Source organism: Stenotrophomonas sp. STEN020 (assembly GCF_056760195.1).
The window spans coordinates 1-4,258 of sequence record NZ_JBRREI010000109.1 but is presented as its reverse complement, the minus strand read 5'-3'; the positions used below and the strand labels follow the sequence as shown (position 1 = coordinate 4,258).

The 4,258-nt window shown below is 63.5% G+C and carries 4 protein-coding genes; 2 read left to right on the top strand and 2 right to left on the bottom strand.

The window, feature by feature from the left end:
• Positions 1–153 precede the first annotated feature (153 nt).
• Together ACVOLZ_RS22180 and ACVOLZ_RS22175 are read right to left on the bottom strand one after the other, a co-directional pair.
• The gene (locus ACVOLZ_RS22180; RefSeq protein WP_481518021.1) at positions 154–777 is read right to left on the bottom strand and encodes a glutathione S-transferase family protein; all 624 of its coding nucleotides are present in this window, start codon (positions 775–777) and stop codon (positions 154–156) included.
• Positions 778–850: 73 nt separating this feature from the next.
• Positions 851–1,537 carry a helix-turn-helix transcriptional regulator gene (locus tag ACVOLZ_RS22175; protein ID WP_481518020.1) on the bottom strand — a complete coding sequence of 229 codons (687 nt, stop codon included), beginning with the start codon at positions 1,535–1,537 and terminating at the stop codon, positions 851–853.
• A gap of 204 nt (positions 1,538–1,741) precedes the next feature.
• Here ACVOLZ_RS22175 and ACVOLZ_RS22170 point away from each other — a divergent pair, with 204 nt between their 5' ends.
• Entirely contained in the window at positions 1,742–3,388 is a 1,647-nt protein-coding gene (locus tag ACVOLZ_RS22170; RefSeq protein ID WP_481518019.1) for a catalase, read from the top strand.
• A 157-nt stretch (positions 3,389–3,545) separates the two neighbouring features.
• Entirely contained in the window at positions 3,546–4,151 is a 606-nt protein-coding gene (locus tag ACVOLZ_RS22165) for a DUF937 domain-containing protein (protein ID WP_481518018.1), read from the top strand.
• Positions 4,152–4,258 lie beyond the last annotated feature (107 nt).

Here is a 4,258-nt window from a genome sequence, read left to right as displayed (position 1 = left end):
ATGCTCGGCGTTGGGCACCACCGGTAAAGCCCCTGCCGAGCATGGCTCGGCACTACGGCTTTGCTTCTGCTCCCTCCCTTTGGCCGAAGGCCAAGGGGAGGGTTGGGGAGGGGTTGGCTTTCAGGGCCCTTCCATTGCCCCCAGCTTCGCGGCTTACGCCGCTCCTACAAGCGGGAGCAAGGCATCATCCAACTCGCCCGCACGCACCGACGCCGGCCGCTGCAGATGCACGGCGTAGTAATCCGTGAGCACCGGCTTGGCTTCAAGCTGGCCCATGCTGACGAAGTAGCTCAGGAACGAGGCCATATACAGATCGGCGACGGTGAAGCCATCACCCACCAAGTAGCGCTTGCCGGCTACTGCCGTTTCCAGCGTGCGAATCAAATCCTCGGCGCTGCCGTAGCCGGCCTCCATCGGCGGCGCCAACTTGCCATGACGAAGGTCGGTGACGAAGGCCTCCAGCGGCCCGGCCGCAAACAGCACCCAGCGGTAGCACTCGCCGCGCTCGGCACTGCCAACTGGCGGTAGCAATGCCTTGGCCGGTGCCAGATCGGCCAGATGCAGACAGATCGCGGCGTTTTCGGTAATTGCCGTTTTACCCTGCAACAAGGCTGGCACCTTGCCCATCGGATTGATCGCCAGATACTGCGCTGACTTCATGCTGGTGCCGTACTCCAGCATCACCGCGTCGTAGCGCAAGCCGGTTTCTTCCAACATCCAACGGGTGATACGGCCGCGCGAATGTGGATGGCTGTAGAAGGTGAGCGTATCGGTCATGTCAGGCACCTGCGTTGTAAGGAGCCCACAGTGTGCGCAGGGGCTGCTGACAGCTGCTGTCAGCAGTGATGTATCAGCCGTCCGTCATGCATTGCGCGCGCCAACGCTTCAACAACTGATGACGTTGCGCTGGATAGCGTTGTGCCGTGTCTTCCAATGCCAGCAAACGGTCGGCACGGAAGTGGCGGAAATCGCCGCGCATCTCGCACCATGCAGCCAACATGCGTACATCGGCCATGAAGGCCATCGCGAACGGCCAGATCATGCGCTCACTGACCCTACCCTCGACGTCGCGGTACTGGATGCGTACCGCATTGCCGTCGCGGATGGCGCGCCGCAACGCAGGCAACCACGGCTCCGGCGGCACCGCGTGCCAATGCGGCGCGAACAGGCCACTGGTTTCTACCTGCAGCCGCAGGGCTTCCGGCAATACGCCGATGACACGCTGCAATGCTGTTTCAGCAGCGGCTGCCAGCTCGGGGTCGCCGTGCGAGGCCACCCAGCGCGCCCCCAACAGCACCGCTTCGAGTTCCTCGGCGGAGAACATCATCGGTGGCAACAGGAAACCCGGCCGCAACTGGTAGCCGATACCCGGATCACCGGCGATATCGGCGCCCTGTCCGCGCAGCGCATCAATATCCCTATACAAGGTGCGCAGGCTCACTTCCAACCGCTGTGCCAGCTCGGCGCCGCGCACCGGCGTGCGGCGCCGCCGCAATTCATCAAGCAGGTGCAGCAGTCGGGCGGCGCGTTGGCTCATGAGTGATTCCGGGACAGGCAGCTACTCAGCATAGCGGCTGGCAGCCACAGGAATGACCGCTTGGCATCAACAGAGCGCATTTATCCTGGCAAGCTGAGCAATAGGTACGCCCTATCGGAGCGAACGGTTCATTTGATTACTCATTTAACGCTCCCGTGGTTACAGTCGGTGGGAGCAAAACCCCAACGCCAGCAGGAGCCAGCCATGAGCAATGACACCAAGCCGACCTGTCCGTATCACAGCGCCCCCTCCCCCGAGCAGGCCGCGCAGTCGCAACGTGACACCAGCACCACGCCCAAGCAGAAGCATGGCGACGCGCCAGTGACGCCGATGACCACCGCCTTCGGCGCGCCGATAGTAGACAACCAGAACAGCAAGACCGCCGGCCCGCGTGGCCCGCTGCTGATGGAAGATGTGTGGCTGCTGGAGAAGCTGGCCAACTTCAACCGCGAAATCATTCCCGAGCGCCGCATGCACGCCAAGGGTTCAGGCGCATACGGCACCTTCACCGTCACCCACGACATCAGCAAGTACACCCGTGCCAAGATTTTCTCGGCAGTGGGCAAGCAGACCGAGATGTTCGCCCGCTTCACCACTGTTGCCGGTGAGCGCGGCGCGGCAGATGCCGAGCGTGACATCCGCGGCTTCGCGCTGAAGTTCTACACCGAAGAAGGCAACTGGGACCTGGTCGGCAACAACACGCCGGTGTTCTTCCTGCGTGACCCGCGCAAGTTCGGCGACCTCAACAAGGCGGTCAAGCGCGACCCGCACACCAATCTGCGCAGCGCCCGCAACAACTGGGATTTCTGGACCCTGCTGCCGGAAGCACTGATGCAGGTGACCGTGGTGATGAGCGACCGCGGCATCCCGCGCAGCTACCGCCATATGCATGGCTTCGGCTCGCATACCTACAGCTTCACCAACAACGATGGCGAACGCTACTGGGTGAAGTTCCACTTCCATAGCCAGCAGGGCGTTGAAGCCCTGACCGATGCGCAAGCCCAGGTGCTGGTCGGCAAGGACCGTGAGAGCCATGGCCGTGACCTGTTCCAGGCCATCGAGCAGGGCCAGTTCCCGAAGTGGAAGCTGTTCGTGCAGATCATGCCCGAGCTCGACGCCGAAACCTATCGCATCCATCCGTTCGACCTGACCAAGGTGTGGCCGAAGAGCGATTACCCGCTGATCGAAGTCGGCGAATTCGAGCTCAACCGCAACCCGGTCAACTGGTACCAGGACGTGGAGCAGTCGGCGTTCGCGCCAAGCAACCTCGTCCCGGGCATTGGCCCGTCGCCGGACAAGATGCTGCAGGCACGTCTGTTCGCCTACTCCGATGCGCAGCGTTACCGGCTCGGTGTGAACCATCACCAGATCCCGGTCAATGCTGCCCGCTGCCCGGTCAACAGCAACCACCGCGATGGTGCCATGCGTGTGGACGGCAACTACGGCGGCTTGCCGCACTACGAGCCGAACAGCTATGGCCAGTGGCAGGAGCAACCGCAGTACCGCGAGCCAGCGCTGAAGATCCGTGGCGATGCCGACTTCTGGAACTTCCGCGAAGACGACAACGACTACTTCAGTCAGCCGGGTGCCTTGTTCCGCAGCTACAACGCCGCACAGAAGCAGCGTCTGTTCGAGAACACCGCGCGAGCCCTGGGCGATGCGCCGGACTTCATCAAGCAGCGCCACATCGACAACTGCAACAAGGCCGACCCGGCCTACGGTGCGGGCATCGCCGCTGCCCTGCAGGCACTTGCAGCAGCCGCTGCCTCGGCCGATCCGTTCGCACCGCCGCCGCACCCGGGCAATGATTTCCCGGCTGCTACACCCGGTGCCGAGGACATCGAGCTATAAGCCCGACCCATTGATCCAAGGATGATCCAGCACCGCCCGCATTGCGCGGGCGGTGCTGTTTCCGCCCACAAACCAACACGTCATTGGCCTCTTCACTTACGCCCCCTTGCGGGGGTTACCATGCCGCTCGGCAACCCACCCATTCAAGGATTCCCCGATGAGCCTGACCGACGACCTTCTTTCCCAGCTGCAGGGCGCACCGCTGCAGCAGGTTTCGCAGCAGCTTGGCATCGACAGCCAGCAGGCCTCGGGCGCCATCAGCGCCGCGCTGCCACTGCTGATGGGCGCACTGGGCAACAACGCGGCCAAGCCGCAAGGCGCCGAAGCCCTGTTCGGCGCGCTGCAGAACAACCACAGCGGCCTGGACATCGGCAGCGTGCTGGGTGCAGTGATGGGCGGCGGCAACAGCCCGGCAGCCAATGGCGCCGGCATTCTCGGCCACATCTTCGGCGGCAACCAGAACCGCGCTGAAACCGGCCTGGCCCAGGCTACCGGCCTGAGCCCGAGCAGCTCCAGCCAGCTGTTGAAGATCCTCGCCCCGATCGTGATGGCCTATATCGCCCAGCGCATGAGCAGCGGCGGCCAGGCTGATCCCAATGGTCTGGCGCAGATCCTGGGCCAGGAGAAGCAGCAGGTGACGCAGGCCGGCGGTATCGGCGGCGGCCTGCTGGGCAGCGTGATGGACCAGGACGGCGACGGCCAGTTCGGCGTCAGCGACCTGATCAAGCTGGGCAGCGGCTTGTTGGGTAGCGGCAAGCGCTGAGCTGCTGGAGCCTGATTGAAAACGCCACCGCAAGGTGGCGTTTTTGTTCCTGTAGTGCCGAGCCATGCTCGGCAGAGGCTTCACTAGTAGAGCCCCTTGCCGAGCAT